Origin of the sequence: Bacteroides sp. GM023, from assembly GCF_014750685.1 — a bacterium.
Lineage (GTDB): Bacteria > Bacteroidota > Bacteroidia > Bacteroidales > Bacteroidaceae > Bacteroides.
Map to the genome: position 1 here is coordinate 44,724 of NZ_JAAXGE010000014.1, position 19,547 is coordinate 64,270.

The 19,547-nt window shown below is 42.8% G+C and carries 10 protein-coding genes; 4 read left to right on the forward strand and 6 right to left on the reverse strand.

From position 1 onward, the window contains the following. Nucleotides 1–31: 31 nt before the first annotated feature. The 6 genes from HC965_RS22835 to HC965_RS22860 all read right to left on the reverse strand — a co-directional run bounded on the left by HC965_RS22835 (nucleotide 32) and on the right by HC965_RS22860 (nucleotide 13,183). The gene (locus HC965_RS22835; protein ID WP_191033637.1) at nucleotides 32–1,819 is read right to left on the reverse strand and encodes a RagB/SusD family nutrient uptake outer membrane protein; all 1,788 of its coding nucleotides are present in this window, start codon (nucleotides 1,817–1,819) and stop codon (nucleotides 32–34) included. A 35-nt stretch (nucleotides 1,820–1,854) separates the two neighbouring features. Further along, nucleotides 1,855–4,689: a SusC/RagA family TonB-linked outer membrane protein gene (locus tag HC965_RS22840; protein ID WP_191033638.1), complete on the reverse strand. Its 2,835-nt coding sequence runs from the start codon at nucleotides 4,687–4,689 to the stop codon at nucleotides 1,855–1,857. A 42-nt stretch (nucleotides 4,690–4,731) separates the two neighbouring features. Then, nucleotides 4,732–6,732 (reverse strand): RagB/SusD family nutrient uptake outer membrane protein, encoded by a 2,001-nt coding sequence (locus HC965_RS22845; RefSeq protein ID WP_191033639.1) that lies wholly within the window; start codon nucleotides 6,730–6,732, stop codon nucleotides 4,732–4,734. A gap of 10 nt (nucleotides 6,733–6,742) precedes the next feature. After that, entirely contained in the window at nucleotides 6,743–9,889 is a 3,147-nt protein-coding gene (locus HC965_RS22850) for a TonB-dependent receptor (protein WP_191033640.1), read from the reverse strand. A gap of 128 nt (nucleotides 9,890–10,017) precedes the next feature. After that, complete coding sequence (locus HC965_RS22855) at nucleotides 10,018–11,754, reverse strand: glycoside hydrolase family 43 protein (RefSeq protein WP_191033641.1); 1,737 nt, start codon at nucleotides 11,752–11,754, stop codon at nucleotides 10,018–10,020. 367 nt (nucleotides 11,755–12,121) lie between these two features. Further along, on the reverse strand, nucleotides 12,122–13,183 hold the full coding sequence (locus HC965_RS22860) for a winged helix DNA-binding domain-containing protein (protein WP_191033642.1): 1,062 nt from the start codon (nucleotides 13,181–13,183) through the stop codon (nucleotides 12,122–12,124). A gap of 137 nt (nucleotides 13,184–13,320) precedes the next feature. Here HC965_RS22860 and HC965_RS22865 point away from each other — a divergent pair, with 137 nt between their 5' ends. From HC965_RS22865 to HC965_RS22880, 4 genes are all read left to right on the forward strand, one after another. After that, on the forward strand, nucleotides 13,321–14,547 hold the full coding sequence (locus HC965_RS22865; RefSeq protein ID WP_191033643.1) for a 3-phosphoshikimate 1-carboxyvinyltransferase: 1,227 nt from the start codon (nucleotides 13,321–13,323) through the stop codon (nucleotides 14,545–14,547). 13 nt (nucleotides 14,548–14,560) lie between these two features. Further along, nucleotides 14,561–15,130, forward strand: a complete 570-nt coding sequence (locus tag HC965_RS22870; protein WP_191033644.1) for a Crp/Fnr family transcriptional regulator — start codon at nucleotides 14,561–14,563, stop codon at nucleotides 15,128–15,130. A 69-nt stretch (nucleotides 15,131–15,199) separates the two neighbouring features. Beyond that, nucleotides 15,200–15,916, forward strand: coding sequence for an SDR family NAD(P)-dependent oxidoreductase (locus tag HC965_RS22875; RefSeq protein WP_191033645.1), 717 nt, complete (start codon nucleotides 15,200–15,202; stop codon nucleotides 15,914–15,916). Between the two features lie 429 nt (nucleotides 15,917–16,345). After that, nucleotides 16,346–19,537, forward strand: coding sequence for a TonB-dependent receptor (locus HC965_RS22880; RefSeq protein WP_191033646.1), 3,192 nt, complete (start codon nucleotides 16,346–16,348; stop codon nucleotides 19,535–19,537). Nucleotides 19,538–19,547: the final 10 nt, after the last annotated feature.

Genomic DNA, 19,547 nt, shown 5'->3' on the forward strand with positions numbered 1-19,547 from the left:
TTCTTCGTTATTTAGCATTTTACAATTAAGATTACTTCCATCCGGCATTTTGCTCCAAATTGCTCCATTTCATTACTTCGCCAAAAGGTAACGGGCCGTATATCATATAACTTTCATACTTTCTTTTTTCCACCGTCAGCGGAGTATAGTTCATCGTAGAGCCACTCTTGCTAATTTCCACACCAAGAGCCGTTTCGTTCAGTTCTGTCAAACCAACATTCCAGCGGCGTAAATCCCAGAAGCGGAAGTTTTCGAAGCAAAGCTCAAGGCGACGCTCATTACGGATTAATTTACGCATTTCGTCCTTATCGTTCTTTATGCTCTCCAAATAAGCATCTCCATTATCCGCACCTACACCAGCACGTGTACGAATGGCTTTAATTACATCATAAGCACTAAAAAGATGTCCGTTCCTGCCTTGTGGTCCCCAAGCTTCATTAGCTGCTTCCGCATAAATCAGGAACATCTCTGTGTAGCGGATACGTGCCGTATAATGCTTCTTCTTTGTGTTATACTGCGAATTTGGGTTACATTCTTTACGTAACAGTTTACGTAAATAATAACCTGTACGAGTCGATTTCCCACTTTCCTTATTCACAACGTCCGTATTGGTTCCGTAAGCTCCCGTAATAATTTCCGTATCACTGGGGCCTTGCTTACCGCCATTATACACAATATATTTTTCCAAACGCGGATCACGATTGTCATACGGTTTATCAGCTTCGTAATCGCCTTGTGTCTTCGATATAGGATAGCCATTCTTCATCGGGAAGGCATCTACCAGATTCTGTGTAGGATTAACACGGCCATTTCCGTAAAGCGACGGCGGAAAATTAGCCGCTTCCAACGTATTATTTTCATCCGTACTACCGCGCCAAATAACCTCTGCCGGACTACCACCCGTTCCATAATCTTTGTCTGCAAGTGTATACCACTCTAATCCTTCGGCATCCAGTCCACAACCACCGCCACCGTTAGCTTTTTCTACAATTTCGGCTGCATAATCGGCAGCTTGTCCCCAAGTCATCCCCGACTCGCCTTGAAATGCCGGACTTGCAGCCAACAAAGCCGCCTGTGCACGAACAGCCATAGCAATACGTCCGGTCATCAAACCTCTAAATTCTTCACCACAAACACGACGATAATCACTGGCATTTGTCACGCCGATGTTTTTATATTTTGCCGGAATCTCACTATCGACAAATTTCTTATAATCAAGCGGCAACAACTCGATAGCCTTATTGGCATCTTCCAGAATCTGGTTAACACAGTCGGAATAAGTAGCACGCGCATGATTAAAATCAGCATCCGGCCCTTCCGATTTTAATAAAATAGGTACGCCCATCAATGTACCGTCTACAGTCTTGCCACCATGTGCACGCAGCAGATAATACATATGAAGTGCACGCAACCCGTAAGCCTCGCCTTTCAAGCGGTCAAGAAACATAGTAGCGATGCGTTCGTCTTTCGCCCACTCTACCTTATCCACATTTTCCAAAAAAAGATTGGTGTATTGGATAGCATTGAAGCGATTCTGCCATTGAGATACCGGATTGTTATTGGCAGTCCAGGAACCTGTAGCCATACGCAGATAGTTACTGGAAATCTCATTAGTCACGGCATCATCCGTAGCCAAGTCACTTGTGGGCGATGTCTCGTAAGGAAGTATAATATAAGCGTTCGCAAGGATACCTTGTGCATAGCCCGGTTCTTTGTACATGGCTTCAAGGTTTCTGTTATTTTCCAGTGCCGGCTCAAACAAGTCATCACAGGCTGTCAGCAGAGGTAATAAAACCAATAATTTGAATATATTTTTCATAATTTCGTTCTTTAATTATTGAAATCGTAATAACATTAGAAAGTAGCAGTCACACCCAAATTATAGAATCGGCATTGCGGACTGGAACCAACGTTCAATTCCAACGTCTTGCGCTCTTTAGAAATAGTGAGTAAATCGGAACCACTGATGTAAGCGGATACTCCATGAACAAAACTATTCTTAAACCACTTTGAAGGAAGGTCATACGTCACCTGCACTTTAGCTAAACGGAAAGCATCTGTCTTATACATCCAAAAGTCAGAAGAATAAAAGTTATTCGTTCCACTTTCCGTAGTCAGGCGCGGATAAGTAGCTGTTGCTGCTGTCTCGGGTGTCCAGCGATTACGAACTACTGCCGAATACTTATCTTCACCGGATATCCAGTAATAAGATTCATTGTTTTTCATGCCATGACCGCCAAACTCTCCTATACCCAATACAAAGAAAGTCAATCCTTTCCATTTGGCAGTCAGGTTTACGCCCAACGTTAGAGGAGCTCCATACCAGCCACCACGAGCCAGATAAACTTGGTCTTTATCATCAATTACGCCATCATTATTTTGGTCTACATATTTCAAGTCACCCGGTTTTATCGTACCGCCAAGACGTTGTTCCGGAGAATCGATTATATCCTGTTCATCCTTGAAGAAACCAACACATTGCAATCCCCAAATACCATCAATTGAGTATCCTTCACGATATTGATATTTATCCTGATACAACTCATCCCGTTTGGTAGCCTTAGTAGCGTAATAAGTAGCGGCAACACCTGCTGTAAAATCTACTTTTCCAAAACGCTTGTTGTAATTCACATTCAGGTCAAATCCCATACGACGGTCATTGTCATAGTTGATATACGGGCGGAACGAAGACGTAGGATAATAAGTAAAGAAGTACTCCGGATATTGCGTAGTAGAAGTTACGAGTTTACCTTCAATTGAGTTGACAAAGAATGAAGCGTCTGCCGTAATCATGCGATTCCACAAAGATGTTTTCAGATTTACGGAGAACTCTTTACGCTTGATAAAACTCAAGTCCTCATTCGCACCTTGCTTGGAATTAGTAGAGTGCATCGATACACTTTCGCGCCATCCCCACCATGCGCCATCCGACTGATTGTAATAGCCGTCATACATATAATAGTCATTAATTCCCAAATCCGTATTCAAGATACTGCCGGATACACTCAACATCAAGTCGTCCACTACCGGAGAATCTTTGAGGAAGTTCTCATTAGACAATCTCCATCCTACTGTCAAAGAGGGTGAGAAAGCTTTACGATGTCCCGGAGCCAACTTCGCAGAATGTATAATTGCTCCACCAAAATCTGCATAGTATTTATTACGGAAATTATAATCCAACTGCATACCTAAATTCACATTGCTTGTCTTATGATATTGTCCTGAATAGCTCTGCTGATAACCGGAAGCAATCAACATGGCAGACAAGTGGTGATCATCATTAAACGTATTCTGGTAGTTGAACTGACCGGAGAATAAGACTGTTTGATTATCCGTGCTTCCGCTTATATTCTGTACACCGGATTTCTTGTCTTCATTGTATTTTTTCAAACCTACAATAATATCTTTTCCGCCATTATTAGACCAAGTAGGAGCATATGTGGCGTAACTGTTATTGTAAGAAGTATTGTAAGCAGTAGAGTAATCTACAGAAAACTGTGTCTGAAAAGAGAGGCCTTTCAATACCTTGTCCAAACCAATGTTTACTCCGGCATCAAATTGAAACAGACGTTTGGTTGACTTGCTATACCCCGAAGCATAAAAGTCTCCAAAGACATTCGTCATATCCGACTGTGTACCTGCCAGGAAGTATTTTCCATCAACTATATTATTACTGTTTGTCACCAAATCCCATGCGCTGACTGCATTGGCATCAATATAACTTAGCGGAATCAACGGAGAAATACGATTGGGACGCAATGTAGAAGCAGCACTCCAGTAATAAGCACCATTGGCACTACGTGAATTGGAGAAAGAAACATTGGCATTCACATAAGCCGTGATAAAGTCGTTCAATGTCAAATCTACATTACCACGGATATTCAAACGGTCGGCTCCATTATGCTTCGCCTCACCAAACTTAAACATATCATTGGAACGGAGATAGCTAATATTGGTATAAAAGCGCGCACGATGATTACCACCGGAAATCTCGGCTGTAACATCCGAACGATTATATGCTTTTTTTATGTAATCCGACGAGAACATATTCACATTAGCGTAACGGTAGGGATTCTCACCGGAACCATAATGATAAATGTCTTCCGCACTATAGAGCGCACCAAGCCCATCATTCGCACGTGCTTCATTATAAAGAGTCATGTATTCGGCGGAACCTAAATATTCAGGATAACTTTTCGCCACATAAAATCCTGTATTGGCACGCACGTCCACCTGAAGGTCTGTATTCTTACCTCTCTTTGTTGTAATCATGATTACTCCTTTAGCTGCACGGCTACCATAAAGCACCACTGCCTGTGCACCTTTCAAGAAAGTAATCTGGCTGATTTCCGTAGGAGAAATATAATCAATCTCACGGGGAACGCCATCCACCAATATCAACTTTTCATCCATACCCCACAATGAGTTCCCATTGTAACCACCGACATATCCCTGCATATTGGTCAAGCTCCACGTATTGTAGTTCTTCTTCGTCAATTCCTCAATGTTCACCACTGAGGCACCACCTAATAAATCATTCTGAGAAACCTTTCGGAAAGCCACCTGCACCAACGAATCGTTTTGCAGCAAACCTGTATTATTTCCCGTCAACTCTTGTGCGCCGGCAGAAATTACAACCGGAAAAACAAGCATCGTACAAAGAATGAATCTCTTATATATATGTTTCATTGTTTATTCATTTATAATTATACATTCAGTAATCTTCAGGAATTACCATCCCGGATTCTGCGGGAATTCAGCATACAGATATACATCACCATCCAGTAAGGGGAACCAATAATGTTTCGTTCCGAATACTCGTTTCAAGATTGTAACCTCACGGAAGTTCTTCACTTCAGCTTCTGCCGGATCGTTATTCTTATAAAAATCTTCATTTTCAACACGCTCAAACTCCTGTGAGGTCTTGACCGTATAAGGCTCTTCAGTCAACAGCAGCCAACGCTGCAAATCATTGAAGCGGAAACCTTCGAAAGACAACTCGACAGCACGTTCACGACGGACTTCGTCCATAAATTTCTGACTGTTGGAAACATACTCCGGACAAAGAGTACCGTTTTCATCATCAGGGGAGCCACCACCCACAGGGCCTACTCCTGCACGTTTACGCAATGTATTGATAGCAGCTACCGCAGTCTTACTGAAGTTGGTAGACTTACCGGCCGCGCCATTTACCGCTGCACAAGCCTCGGCATACATCAGATAAATATCAGCCAGGCGCATATAAGGTAAATAAGTATGGAGGTTACCCGACCAGTTGTAAAGTCCATCATATTTATTGGCCTGATGTGGCACTAACTTCTGAATGAAGTAACCGGTACGGCTGGCATTAGCCACAGCTCTCATTGCTCCACCTGTATACAAGGTACAATAACGCAGAAATTCCTTGTCAGCTTCGGGAATAGCAGCATTGACATAATGAAATCCATCGAACACAATGTCATGGTAAAAACGGGCATCACGATTCCTGAATGGAAATTTCTCACTGAAACCGGATTTAGACTTATCCTCACTCAAAGGCAATCCATTCCCCATACCATACAGATTCACATAGTTGGCAGTAGGCTGATGAATGATATTATCATGTTCAATCAAACCATAAATCTTGGGTCCCCACAATTTGGTCATATTCCAGTTACTGCCATTGAAGTCTTCAGACGGACCACGGAAAATAGCTTCCGTAGTACCCGGCATCTTCCAGTTCTGACCGGTGGTATAGAATATTTCCGAATAACTATTGGAAGCAGATGCCGACTTGGTATGATTATAAATATCACTATAATCGAACTCCGCTAACGCATATTGTGTCTGCCCGCTTTCTACAAGTGTGAGTAATTCCCCGAATGCTTCGGCAGCTTTCTTTGCATATTCCGTATTGTAACTGTAAGTATGGGTACCACCTAAGCGTGCGCCATGCTCCATCAAAGGACTGGCAGCCCAAAGGTAATTTTTACCCAAATAGCCTAATGCCATTATTTTGTTAATACGCAAATCATTCTTGCCCGCAGTCTGTTTACCGACAGTTGTGTTATCCCAATTAATCGGAAGCAAGTCCGCTGCCTGGCGAAAATCGGACGCTGCTTTGTCCGCGCATTCTTGATAGCTCAAACGTGGCAAAGACATTTTATCTGTAGCCGATAAAACTGTATCGATATAGGGCAAGCCACCAAAATATTGCATCATTTCCAAATGCCACCACGCACGGAAAAAGTAGAGTTGACCTGCAATCAGACTTTTTTCTTCATCTGTAGCTTCCGTCAATCTATCCAAGTTGTCGATACCTATGTTAGTTTTACGGATGCAATACCAGGCATGCGGCCACAATGAATGTTTAAACTTGGCAGTACCGTCACTATTCGGATGATAAGTAGCTTTAGGATCACTGCCCGTACGATAGAGCCAGCATTGATTATTGGTAGACCATGCACGGAAGTTACCCAAATCAACTTGATGTGTCATGTGACTATCACCTTCCGGGTTGAATATTTCATCATCTCCCCAATTCCAGGAAGTAGTATAATTGTTCTTCTCCTTATCAGGGATACAGTTGTAAATCTCCTCGATAAAGCCTTGAAAGTTCCTGAAGTTCTTAAAAGCTTCTTCTTCTGAAACGGTAGAGTCAGCTTCCTTGTCCAGATAGTCTTCGCAAGATGAAAATCCCAACGAGAGGAGTAATAAGCCGCCGCATAAAAGAGTTCTGTATATTTTTCTCATGGTATTTTGATTATAATGTAAATTTAACACCCAAGTTGAAACGTTTCACTGTAGGATAAGCACCCTGATTACCGGAACCGGCAAAATTCGATTCACGGTCATCCGGCATCTTAGACCATACCCATAAGTTATTTCCATTCAAATAAACCTTCAGGTTCTTCACACCCAGTTTCCGTACCCAGCCATCTGTAAAGGTGTAAGCTATCTCGGCATTTTTCAGACGAATGTAGGAACCGTCATAATAGTATTGTGTACCATTGCTGTAACCACTCACTTTTGACAACCAGCGGGGAGTTACTACATCAGCCGCATCCCCTGCATCAGACCACCAGGTACCTTGGTCATACACCGTATTCATCTGGCTACCGAAACTGGTCAACTGAACGACACGGGTCACATTGTTCACACCATAAAACTGCACAAACGCACTGAATCCCTTCCATTCAAAACCAAGAGTGGCATTATACGTGTTTTGTGGAGTATCAGAGTAACCATAAGGAGCCTGGTCTTTACTGTCAACCACACCGTCTCCATTGAAATCGACAATATAATAGTCGCCGGGAAGACGTTGTGAATTGTTTGTATCATGCTGCGGGCTACCAATCACATCATCATAGGAATTCAAATATCCATTATCAATATATGCCTTATTCTGGCCAATGGCATAACCTGCCACCTTTTGATAACCTGCCAACAATGGGGCATCATCTTTCTCGAGTATTTTATTCTCTGCATGGGTCATACTCATATTAGCCCAAACACGCATTTTGTTGGCAAACGTCTTGTTAATACGAAGTTCCAGTTCATATCCCTTGGTCTTAACCTTACCCAGGTTGGCGGTAACTGCCGTAGCACCGAAATAAGAAGGAATGGCACGATTACTGCCACCAACCAGAATATCGGTACGTCTGTCATTGAAGATTTCCACGCTACCGGCAATCAAGCCATCCAGGAATGAGTAATCAATACCAAAATTCAATTTCTTTACTTTTTCCCAGTGCACATCAGAATTGCCTACTGCCGATTCACGATACCAGGTATAAGGGCTTTCACCACGATCTACATCCAAAGACGAAGTTCCACCATAAGCCCATTGGTTCATATACAACCAGCGTGTGCTTACATTATCATCACCGATTTCACCATAAGAAGCGCGAAGTTTCAACATATCCAGAATCCTGCGTTCTTTCAGAAACTTCATAAACGGCTCTTCACTGACCATCCATCCGATAGCGCCGGAATTAAAGAAAGCGAAACGGTTCTCCTTGCTGAACTTCTCAGAACCGTTATAGGCACCATTATATTCGATAAAATACCGATCAGCCCAGTTGTAAGTAGTACGGAATGCCCAGTCTTCACGATAGTGGGGAATCTCGCTACCCGTGGCCGTTTCCTGACGGCTGAACAGCCCCATAAGAGTAACATCATGCTTTCCAAAACTACGTGCCCAGTTCACTTGTGCCTGATAGTTAAGATTACGCTGCGTTGCCCAATTCTTGACTTCACCACCTTCTGTATTCCACATTACTCCCTGCATAAAATCAAAACCGGTATTGTTATCATACGATTTTTTATAACTGACTTCACCCGTATCCGGGTCAATCCATTTATGTTGAGCATCGTTAAACAAGTCATTAATACCACGCTTCCATTCCACAAACGTATTATCCCAAGAAACCGCAGCTCTCGCTGTCAAACCTTTTGTGATAAATTTCAAATCCTGCTCCAGCGCAAAGTCAGTCGTAATCTGCGTAGTAGTAGTGGTCATCGTACCACCCAACGAAACATTTTCCGCAGAATTGGTTACATTCGAGATATTCGGATAATATCCCCATGAACCATCCGAGTATTTGGGAAGGAACACATCCGGAGCAATATTATATGCTCCCGCCCATTGTTGGGCAATCGACCAGTCGGCCGAACTATCATAATTGGAATTATTATAAGGAGTTTTCTTATATCCATTGGAGCCTGCCACGTTTACCTTGAAAACAGTACTCTTGGTTACCTGAAAGTCCAGATTACTACGTACATTAATGCGGTCATATCCATAGCCGGAGTTATAATCACGTCCATTATCAAAAACGTCAAACAAGTCACCTTCATGTACATAGTCAACCGAAGCGAAATATTTCACAAAGCGTGTACCACCACTGACGTTCACATTCGCATTGTAGGACATTGCATAATCTTTGAACAATACATCCTGCCAATCCACATTCGGATAGCGTTCTGCTTCTTCAAGGTTAGCCGGATTGCGGTACTTATTAATAATTGCCTGCGGCTTTATGTACGACCATGAGTCAGGATATAAGCTCAACTCATGCTCAATGGCTACGTTACGTGCCATTAACGCAGCATAAGAATCCAACTTGTTAGGAAGTCTGGAAGGCACCTTCATTGTGGCATTAGCAGCTACATTTATTTGAGCAGCTCCCTCAGTTCCACGTTTGGTAGTAACCAGAATAACGCCATTTGCACCCTTCACACCATAAACTGCAGTGGCAGAAGCATCTTTCAATACGGAAATGGATTGTACAGAGGCAATGTCCACACTACTCATCGGACGTTCTATACCATCCACCAGTACCAGCGGATCACTATTGTTCCAGGAACTAGCTCCACGAATCGTTATTTTCGGTTCTTCTTCGCCCGGCATACCGGAACTCTGAGTCGTTATAACACCCGGCAAGTTACCGGTCAACGCCGCACCGATATCGGATATACCAGCCGCCCGTTCCAAAACCTTGCCCGTAGTCTGCGTGATAGCACCTACCACACTGGCCTTTTTCTGCTGACCATAACCTACGACTACAACTTCATCCAGTTGTTGTGAATCATCTTCCAGGATTACTTTTATCAATCTTCCGGAAATTTTCACCTCTTGTGCTTTCATGCCAACAAATGAAACGACAAGGATAGACTTCTCATTGGGCACGGTCAATACAAAATTTCCATCTATATCTGATACCGTACCTATTGAACTATTTCCTTTTAAAACCACCGAGGCACCAATAATAGTTTCCCCATTGCCGTCCACGACCATTCCCTTCACCGTTATCCCCTTCTGTGCCGACACCGTCAGACAACTGAGCAGCATAAACAGAAACAGGTAAAGAATCTTTTGATTTTTTTCTGTTACATTTTTCATTACCATTAGTTTAAGATGTTAATTAACTACTTCGTTTTCTCATCATCAATCATTATCGGATAGCTTCAGCTATCGTCATACATACAATCTATTTCCATTCATTTATAATATTAAGAAATAAGGGGGTATCGCATTTACTTACGTGTGGCATACAAGCCAATCGTGCTGCCAGTGAAACCGCCGGCAGTAGCCGTAGACAAGAAACCGGCATCTATATTCTTACACAGCAATGTCCATTCTTTCTGTTTGCCCTGCATATAATAAAAATCATAATAGATGCCCTTTGATACAATTTTCAAACGAAAGTCTTTGGCATCATCCGCAAGCTTACAGTCCGCCAAAACCAACTCTGACGTCTCACCCGATTTCTTCACCCGGATGTATTTGCCTTCTTCCGACTTATCGACACAGAAGAAATAATAGTGTGCTTCATCCTTGAACAACAGCATACCAGCGGCCTCCTTGTCATCGGAAGGATTGAAGAGCATACGGGTAGTACATTCAAAATTATGATGTTGCATACGGCGACAGACAAACGCAGGAGTATCTTTTTCCGATATGCCGACAGTTCCACATTTCAGAGTCATATAACCAGGTGTCTCGGATAACGAGTATAAATCCGTGGCGGGAGCACGCAATGTCATCCACTGCATTCCTAGAGATGGTTGTTCAAATTCCTCTACCTCTTCAAAGTTACCAAATGTAGTCTGCCCGTTACGCTTCACTCCCGGGCGCTTCAAAATCATAGGAACAACGTCGTCCCCCTGCGTCATATAAGGAAAACCATCCTCACTCCACTTCACCGGCATCAGAAAAGTTTCACGTCCCAGATTTTCAAACCGATTGTTAATAGGACGGCACGCCAGAAAGACAGCCCACCAGTCACCTTCTTTGGTCTGCACCAAATCGGCATGTCCGGCACAAGTAATAGGATTGGGACGTTCAGCATCCAAATGACGCTGTGTCAGGATAGGGTTCTTTTTCCACGGAGTAAATATACCCATCGGAGAATCTCCGCGGAAAATCACTTCCGAATGCCAATTACTTGTACCGCCCTCAGCATTCATCAAGAAATATTTGCCATTTATCTTATACATATGCGGACCTTCAATCCAAATAGGCTTCTCTTCGGGATGTACCCCCTTGTTCACCAATATCTTGCGCGGTCCTATTGTTTTATCAGACTTCACGTCAAACTCCTGCACACGTATCGTACGGTGTCCGCTGTATTCCGGTTTATTGTCGGGTGCGTCGTCATTGTTTACAATATATGCTTTACCGTCTTCATCGAAAAAGAAAGAAGGGTCTATTCCCCCAACTTCGGGCAGCATAATTGGTTCAGACCATTCACCAAACGGATTCTGTGTCTTCACAAAAAAATTGCCTGCACCGACATTGGTCGTTATCATATAATAGGTTTCATTATTGGGATTATAAGAAATGGCAGGAGCGAAAATACCACCGCTCACATGCTGTCCTTTCATATTGACAAGTTGAGAAGGACGGCTGAGTACATGCCCAATCTGTTTCCAGTTCACAAGGTCATTACTATGAAAAATGGGTACACCGGGAAAATAAGTAAAGGTAGAAGTAACAAGAAAATAATCTCCCTTTCCGTTAGTACATATACCGGGATCAGAATACCATCCCGGTAAAATGGGATTATAAAATGATTCCTCATCAGGCAATTGATTTTCTTTATAAAAGTCGTCATTTCCCCGATAAGTGAAATTATCGAACAAAGCTACCGATTTGCCAATTACCGGCAGTTTACTTTCACCCTTGACAGAATTACAAGCACCAAGGAATCCGAATGTTGTAGCAAAAAGCAATAATATCGGAAGGCTCTTAAAAGATTGTTTCATACTCATCAACTCGATTTTTATAATTATTTCTATATATATTCCGGAGCTTCAGAAAGGAAAGTGTTTTTCATATCGTGTCTTTCCTATTATCAGCGTTGACCCATCGGCAGCAAATGTATGAAAGGCTTCCGACATTGTTTATATAATCATGCTACACGTTTTTTCGATGGTATAACATCTTTCTTTTTCCCGTTACATTTCTTTTCCTCGCCGTAACAACAAAGCCAATACATTGCTATGTATCAGCTATTTGTATAAAATCACTGTATTTACGGTTGTATCTGTCGAAAATAAAAGAAGGTATATCTTCTACCCCGAAAAAGGAGAAGATATACCTTCTTTTATTAGTTCTCACTAGTCAAATAGAATGGTTCTATAGACCGAGGAATTTCACATATTTCTGTTTCGCCTCGTTCAACATTTCCTCATCCATAGAGACATCCGGTATAAACCATGAATGTGGCAGTTCAATTCCTTTCTTCCTGGCAGACCTGTCCCAATTTCCTATCACCTGACCATTATGGAGGATAATCGGGAAAAACAACCCATTATTAGTAAATGCTTTGGGATAATGCTCTTTGGGAAGGACATCCGTCCGGTCTTTATATCCCAGCAAATACTCATCATAAGAAGGAAGAAGATGCAGACAGTTGGAAACCCTGCCACGGGTACGGCTATCCGCATGGATATACCACGTCTCTCCCTGCCACTGTTCTTCCGTCAATTCCGATGCTATTAAATAGATAGCCTGTTTAGCATCTGATATTGGCAGTCCTGACCACCAAATAAAATCCTGCAACACAGCCGGAGCATGGCTGCGAAAATAGCTTCTCGCCAAACGTGCCAGCGCTTCATCCTTCGTTATCTCCGGCATTGGCGGCACCCGTTCTTCCAAAAGAGCATATGTACATTTTCCACCCTTATCTTCCCCGCTGCAAATAATGCCTTCCTGCTCGGCACGTGCCATAAACCGGGTCATGCGATTGTTGTCGGGCTCTGCCAAAATCCCCGAACGACAAAAGTGCTCGGTAATCTCCTGCTTGGTCAGGCTTTTATTTCCGCCGAGAATCTGCTCCAACAGATTGTAACTCTTCATATAAAGTTCATCGGTTATTTCCAAATCCCATCCTTTGGCAAAAGAGTCATTGGCCGACTTGATGCGTTGGGCGGAAAGTTTCAACATCCAGCGAATATCCTCGGCAGCTACAAGATGCCACGTCGGACGCATAACATGTGTTCGCAAAATCTCACCATCTCGCAAAGCCTTCTCCACAGTCTGAATCGTTGCCGATTTCAAACGCATTCCCACTGCCCATTTTACCATGGGATAATTCTGTGCCTGCATGGCTCCCATCCAGGAAACCAACTCTTTCGGCTTACGGAAAAGCGGATTCAGCAACTGCTGATTCTGTAAACGGATATTCGGTATCTTCATATAAATAAATTTTATAGCACAAATATAAAAATTCCTTGCAACAAATCACTATAAACAATAGAATCTTGAACTTCGGGAAAGGAGAATCAAAGAAAAATGCCTATTTTTGTCATCTCAAACCTAAGATGATAAAAACAATGCGTTATAGACTTTCAGCTCCTTCCGCAATAAAAGCCACCATTCAATTGCCGGCTTCCAAGAGTATCAGTAACCGTGCACTTATTATCAATGCATTGGCAGAAGGTAACTGTACTCCTGATAATCTGTCCGATTGTGACGATACACGTGTGATGATAAAAGCTCTCACCGACGGTGAAAATACAATAGACATCATGGCCGCCGGAACCGCTATGCGTTTCCTGACAGCTTATCTGAGTGTCACGCCCGGAGAACGAACCATCACGGGTACAGCACGTATGCAGCAACGTCCGATACAAATATTGGTCAATGCACTTCGTGAGTTGGGAGCGGAAATAGACTATGTTAATAATGAAGGATTCCCCCCCTTACGCATAAAAGGCGCAGAGCTGAAAGGAAATGAGATTACGCTGAAAGGAAATGTCAGTTCCCAATATATTTCCGCTTTGCTGATGATAGGCCCGGCACTTAAAAACGGACTTGTACTGCATTTGACCGGAGAGATTATCTCACGCCCCTACATCAACCTGACTTTACAGCTAATGCAGGATTTTGGCGCAAAAGCAGCATGGACTTCTCCGGAAAGTATCTCCGTAGCTCCACAACCTTATACAAGTATTCCTTTCACAGTGGAAAGTGACTGGAGCGCGGCTTCTTACTGGTATCAGATTGTAGCATTATCTCCCCGGGCAGAAATTGAATTATTGGGATTGTTCCATAACAGCTATCAGGGAGACAGTCGTGGGGCGGAAGTTTTCTCACGGTTAGGGATAACCACTGAGTTTACTCCTAAAGGAGTCAAGCTGAAAAAGACAGGGAAAGCACCGGAAAGACTGGAAGAAGACTTCGTTGATATTCCCGACTTGGCGCAGACATTTGTGGTGACTTGTGTCCTGATGAATATACCTTTCCGTTTCACAGGATTGCAAAGCCTGAAAATCAAAGAAACCGACCGCATTGCCGCTTTAAGAAACGAACTTAGAAAGCTGGGATACGTCATTGAAGAAGAGAACGACAGCATATTGACCTGGAACGGCGAACGTTGCGATCCCGATGAAACACCCGTCATTGCGACATATGAAGACCACCGGATGGCAATGGCCTTTGCTCCTGCTATATTCCGCTGTCCCAATATACAGATTGCAGACCCACAGGTCGTTACCAAATCATATCCGGGATATTGGGAGGATTTGAAACAGGCAGGTTTTCAGGTAACAGAAGAATAGTAATTACTGTCTTGTGGAAGATTTTAATAAATATACTTCTCACATCAACTATTCCCCTCTTGTAGACTTCGCACTGCAACAGGGGAAACAAATTCTTTATAAGAAAGGAGAATACTTTGTCCGCCAGGGAGAAATCTGCCGGACAATGGGATTCGTCGTTTCCGGCTCTTTCCGCTACTGCTGTACCAACAGTGCAGGCGAAAGCAGCATTGTAGGATACACCTTCGATGATTCTTTCGTCGGCAATTATCCGGCTTTCCAATTACAAGACCAGTCGAATGTAGATATACAAGCCTTGTGCGACAGTTCAGTGTATGTGGTTACTCACCAACAACTAGCCGACTTTTATGAAACGAACAACGAACATCAGAAATTGGGACGCCGCATTGCGGAAACGTTATTGTGGGAAATCTACGACCGGATGATTTCAATGTATAGCCTGACACCTGAAGAGCGGTATCTCGACATTATCAACCGTTGTCCCGACCTGTTGAAACTGATAACATTAAAAGAACTGGCATCCTACCTCCTGATTCGCCCAGAAACACTAAGCCGCATCCGAAGAAAAGTGGTACAAAAGTAATTTCTTGATTGAAATCAAGAAATTATCCACACCCGCTCCCTACTTTTGCAGGCAAACGTAGAGAAAATCATGAAGAAGATAATAATTATAGGCGCAACTTCCGGTATTGGCCGCGGGTTGGCGGAAGCGTATGTTCAGGAAGACTGTCTCATCGGTATTACCGGTCGCAGGGAAAACCTGCTGCAAGAGATTTGCGCCCAGGACAAAGACAAACTATTCTATCAAGTATGCGACATCACTGACACGCAGGCAACCATCCAATGCCTGGAAGCACTCGTACAGGAAATGGGCGGAATGGATATACTGATTATCTGTGCCGGCACGGGAGAACTCAATCCTGAACTTTCCTACCAACTGGAAGAGCCTACCCTATTGACCAATGTAATAGGATTCACCAACATAGCCGATTGGGGATTCCGGTACTTTGAGCAACAGAAAGGTGGTCATATGGTTGCTATTTCTTCCGTAGGCGGTACGCGTGGCAGTGGTGTCGCACCTGCTTACAATGCTTCAAAGGCTTATCAAATCAATTACATGGAAGGGCTAAGGCAGAAGGCTACCAAATCTCCTTATCCTATTCATACGACAGATGTCCGTCCGGGGTTTGTAGACACAGCGATGGCTAAAGGAGACGGATTGTTTTGGGTTACCCCAGTAGATAAAGCCGTGAAACAAATAAAGAGAGCCATTGCAAAAAAGAAAAAGATTGTTTTTATCTCAAAAAGATGGAGATATGTAGCATGGATTTTCAAATGTATACCGTCTATTCTCTATTGCAAAATGTAATAGCCTGTACACAAAACAACAAAAATCAACAATATATAGGAAAGCAACCAAGTTCTATAAGAACTTTCCGAAAGACATTTGAATCAATTAAAGAACTTGTTTTCATAAGTACATCAATCTATAGGGTTATAATTCAAAAATATATAATAAACTCCTGTTGATAATCCAGGGGGATATTGATATCAATTTGTGCTACTTTTAAGGCGTAAAATTCTATAACATCACTTTGCAAAAATAAGAACATTTTTTATAAATCCAAGCTGATATACTAAAAAAGATAATAAAATAATATTTTCATAGCGGAAATATTGGCATATATAGAAAAAACACAACTTAAAACTATATTATAGAAAGGTTATAAAGAAACAACTCATTGCATAAGTCCTTATAGTACTTAGTATTCCGACTGGCCTGCTATGCCACAATGATGTGTTTGCCAATTCTTACAGCAAAAGTGAGAATGAAATTTCAGCGATTGTCCAACAAACAAAAAAGATTACAGGAAATGTAACCAATGAGTCAGGTCAGCCGATCATAGGTGCTACCGTATTAGAGAAAGGACACACATCCAACGGTACCATTTCCGACATTGATGGTAATTTTACAATTACCGTACCTGCCAATGCAACTCTTACCATTTCCTACATAGGATATATGACGCAGGAAATAAAGATCGGGTATCAAACTTCTTTCAAAATCGTACTGAAAGATGATACAAAAGCATTGGATGAAATCATAGTTGTGGGATATGGTTCGCAAAAAAAAGCTAATTTAACCGGTGCAGTATCTTCCGTGAAAATGGATGAGGCATTGGGAGATCGCCCCTTGCTGAATGCCGCTGACGCGCTACAAGGAGCAGTTCCGGGATTGTTTGTTTCCAATGGAGGTAATGCCCCGGGAACAAGCAAATCCTTTCAGATTCGTGGTGCATATTCATTAGGTGTCAAGAACTCGGATGGAACCTATGGAAATACGATCAAGCCACTTGTTCTGATAGACAATGTGGAAGGTGATATCGACATGGTGAACCCGGAAGACATTGAATCTATCAATGTACTGAAAGATGCAGCTTCGGCCGCCATTTATGGAGCACGGGCAGCAGGAGGTGTCATCCTGGTTACTACCAAACGTCCTCAAGGTGCTTCCAGATTCGAACTGAACTACAACAACAACTTCGCATTTGGAAAGGCGGTAAACTTACCGAAACAGGCTCCCTTGATGGATTATCTGCAAGCCTATCTGGATTGTGGATACTCTGATGCATACTGGTCATTAGGTTCACCAAGTGTCAGCAAATGGATGGAATATCTCGCCGCTTACCAAAAAGATCCATCTGCATTCAATACAGTAGGCGATGGCATCTATGTGGATGGATCCGGAGTCCCCTATTACCTGAACGAGAAGGACTTATATAAGAACTTCATGGAAACCAGTTTTCAAATGACACACAACATATCCGCCAGTGGAGGAACCGACAAGCTTCGCTACCGCATATCAGGAGGTTACAATTCCAATGATGGTGTCCTGGTTTCCGACAGAGATAAATTCGAGCGTTTGAATGTAAATTCATTCATTTCCGCTGATGTCACAAAATGGTTTACTCAGGAAGTGACGATGAGCTATGCACACAGCCTACAAACTTCCCCTGGAGGAATGGGAGGAGTATACAACACCCGCTTAGTTTCTTATTATCCCGAAGGTGAATTACCGGCATCTGTCAATACACTGGCGGATGAAGATTTACCCTTATTTACTCCCCGTAATCAGATATTATATTCGAATCCGGTCAACAACAAGAATGATAATCCGCGTATTTTTCTGAAATCCATCCTTAAACCTCTCAAAGGACTGGAAGCTGTGTTTGAATATACATTTGACAAAAACATATATGATTATCACTGGTATACCGGACAATATGACTATACAACCATCCAAGGAGGAAGTTCTAAATCCTTTGTCGATGATTACCTTAGAAAATACAAACAACATACTAATTATAATTCCATCAATATTTATGCCACTTATACCAAAGATATAGCCAATCATCATTTCAAGGTAATGGCAGGTTTCAATCAGGAATCCAGTTATCAGGAAACCTTGGATACATACTCGTACAATCAAGCTGTGCTTGACGTCCCGGCAATGGCATCAGGAACGGGAACGATCAAAGCGACCGATTCTTATAGTGAATATGCCATCCGTGGCGGATTCTTCCGTGTCAACTACAACTATCATGACAAATATTTGCTGGAAGTAAACGGACGTTATGACGGTTCTTCCAAATTCCCCAAAGATTCACGGTTCGGGTTCTTCCCGTCAGTATCTGCCGGATGGCAAATCGCACAGGAGAAATTTATGGAATCCACCCGTCATTGGTTGGATGGTATGAAACTGCGTGCTTCTTATGGTGTCATTGGGAATCAAAACATCAATCCATATACATTCACACCGTCTATGAGCGTAAACAATAAGGCTACCTCATGGATCATAGACGATACATATGTAACCTCTATCAGTTCTTTACCTGCATTAGTCAGCCAAAACTTTTCATGGGAGAAAGTAGGGACAATAAATGTGGGAATAGATCTGAATATGTTCAATAACCGCCTGAACGGAGTATTCGAGTGGTATCAACGGAACACAAACGGGATGCTTGCGCCGGGCGTACAACTGCCGGCTGTCGTAGGTGCCAGCGCCCCTTATCAGAATACGGCTGATATGCGCACGCGAGGTTGGGAACTTAGCCTGAACTGGAGAGATCAGATAGGAAAAGTGGGCTACCGGTTAGGATTCAATCTCTCGGATTATAAATCGGAAATAATAAAATATGACGACAATGCAGCAACAAAGTTATTGAGTTCTTATTATCCGGGGCAGACACTAGGCGAAATTTGGGGATATGTCGTAGACGGATATTATACCGTAGATGATTTTGTAGATACTTCTTCCTGGCAACTCAAAGAGGGAGTCACTTCTATCAATGGTTACAATGTACGCCCCGGTGACGTGAAATTCAAGAACCTGCGTGATGATGACAGTTCGACCAACGTAATTACCAGCGGCGACAATACATTTGATAATCCGGGAGACCGCAAAGTGATTGGCAACACCACTCCGCGCTATCAATATGGAATAAACCTCGGATTGAATTATGCCGGATTTGACCTCAACGTCATATTGCAGGGAACAGGCAAGCGGGATTACTGGATTTCAAACGTTCTCACTTCTCCCATGAACGGTGACAATTTTGTTCCCTTATTTGAAGGTTTGAGTGATTACTGGATGCCCAAAGATCCGGATAACGGTGACTGGAGCGCAGTGAATCCGGATGCCAAGTATCCACGGCTCTACGGAAACCGCGGTAACTCCGGTTCAAACCTCCGGCAAAGTGACAAGTACTTGTCCGATGCCTCTTATCTGCGAATCAAGAACATTACTCTATCCTACAAACTACCTAAAAATTGGGTGAACCGGATTCTCCTGAATCAGATGAAAGCATTTGTCAGTATAGAGAACGTAGCGACATTCACTTCATTACCTTCGGGCATCGACCCTGAAAGGATTGAATGGAACTACCCGTCATTCCGCACCGTTTCATTTGGGATAAATATCACATTATAAACATTAAATC

Excerpts from the sequence above, each read along its gene's own strand:
- HC965_RS22835 (WP_191033637.1), bottom strand. The coding sequence starts at position 1,819 with ATGAAAAATATATTCAAATTATTGGTTTTATTACCTCTGCTGACAGCC.
- HC965_RS22840 (WP_191033638.1), bottom strand. The coding sequence starts at position 4,689 with ATGAAACATATATATAAGAGATTCATTCTTTGTACGATGCTTGTTTTT.
- HC965_RS22845 (WP_191033639.1), bottom strand. The coding sequence starts at position 6,732 with ATGAGAAAAATATACAGAACTCTTTTATGCGGCGGCTTATTACTCCTC.
- HC965_RS22850 (WP_191033640.1), bottom strand. The coding sequence starts at position 9,889 with ATGGTAATGAAAAATGTAACAGAAAAAAATCAAAAGATTCTTTACCTG.
- HC965_RS22855 (WP_191033641.1), bottom strand. The coding sequence starts at position 11,754 with ATGAGTATGAAACAATCTTTTAAGAGCCTTCCGATATTATTGCTTTTT.
- HC965_RS22860 (WP_191033642.1), bottom strand. The coding sequence starts at position 13,183 with ATGAAGATACCGAATATCCGTTTACAGAATCAGCAGTTGCTGAATCCG.
- HC965_RS22865 (WP_191033643.1), top strand. The coding sequence starts at position 13,321 with ATGCGTTATAGACTTTCAGCTCCTTCCGCAATAAAAGCCACCATTCAA.
- HC965_RS22875 (WP_191033645.1), top strand. The coding sequence starts at position 15,200 with ATGAAGAAGATAATAATTATAGGCGCAACTTCCGGTATTGGCCGCGGG.